This window comes from Bifidobacterium sp. wkB344, from assembly GCF_003688305.1.
GTDB lineage: Bacteria > Actinomycetota > Actinomycetes > Actinomycetales > Bifidobacteriaceae > Bombiscardovia > Bombiscardovia mizhiensis.
Map to the genome: position 1 here is coordinate 1 of NZ_NPOQ01000015.1, position 1188 is coordinate 1188.

A 1188-nucleotide genomic window follows, 5' to 3' on the forward strand; every position below is an offset into this window, starting at 1 on the left:
GTGGCGAGGCTAACCCGTGTGGGGCAGCCGTAGCGAAAGCGAGTCCGATAAGGGCGTTCCAGTCGCGTGTCCTGGACCCGAAGCGGGATGATCTAGCCCTGGGCAGGTTGAAGCGCGGGTAAGACCGCGTGGAGGACCGAACGGACCTGGGTTGAAAACCGGGCCGATGACCTGGGGCTAGGGGTGAAAGGCCAATCAAATTCCGTGATAGCTGGTTCTCTCCGAAATGCATTTCGGTGCAGCGTCGCGTGAGTGCCTCCATGGGGTAGAGCTACTGGATGCTTGAGGGCCCGTATCGGGTACCGACAGCAGCCAAACTCCGAATACGTGTGAGGTGTATCGCGGCCGTGAGTCGGCGGGGGATAAGCTCCGTCGTCGAGAGGGAGACAGCCCAGATCGTCGTCTAAGGTCCCTAAGCGCGTGCTAAGTGGGAAAGGATGTGGAGTCGCATAGACAGCCAGGAGGTTGGCTCAGAAGCAGCCATCCTTGAAAGAGTGCGTAACAGCTCACTGGTCTAGTGGTTCCGCGCCGATAATGTAGCGGGGCTCAAGCACGCCACCGAAGACGCGGCAGCGCAGTTTGCTGTGCTGGGTAGGAGAGCGTTCCGCGTGGGGCGAAGCGGCGGCGTGAGCCGGCCGTGGACCGCGTGGAAGTGAGAATGCAGACATGAGTAGCGAGAGGCGGGTGAGAATCCCGTCCGCTGGATGACCAAGGGTTCCGGGGCCACGTTCGTCGTCCCCGGGTGAGTCGGGTCCTAAGGCGAGGCCGACAGGCGTAGTCGAATGGATGAAGGAGTCGATATTCTCCTACCGGCGTCAAGCCGTCCAATCCAAGACGTGGAAGCGTGCCCTTACCTGTGTCGGGTGATGGTCTTCGGACCGTCCGATGGCATGGGACCGGCGTGTGGATGCGTGGCGGGTAGCGCGGGAGTGACACGGAACGGGAGCCGGGCCGCGGTGGTGGTTATCCGTGGTCAAGCATGCGGCGCGTCGGGCAGGCAAATCCGCCCGGCATGAGCGCGAGGTGTGATGATGGGGGGTCTTGTGCCCCGAATCCGGTGTGCCGTTCCGTCGAGAAAAGCTTCGGCGTGAGGAGTGGCGCCGCCCGTACCCTAAACCGACACTGGTGGTCAGGTAGAGTATACCAAAGCGATCGAGCGAATCCTGGTCAAGGAACTCGGCAAATCAC

General features: G+C 62.0%; 1 rRNA gene. It reads left to right on the forward strand.

Annotated elements, in window-relative coordinates:
* Nucleotides 1-1188 (forward strand): 23S ribosomal RNA (locus CI601_RS04625); the annotation flags it as partial.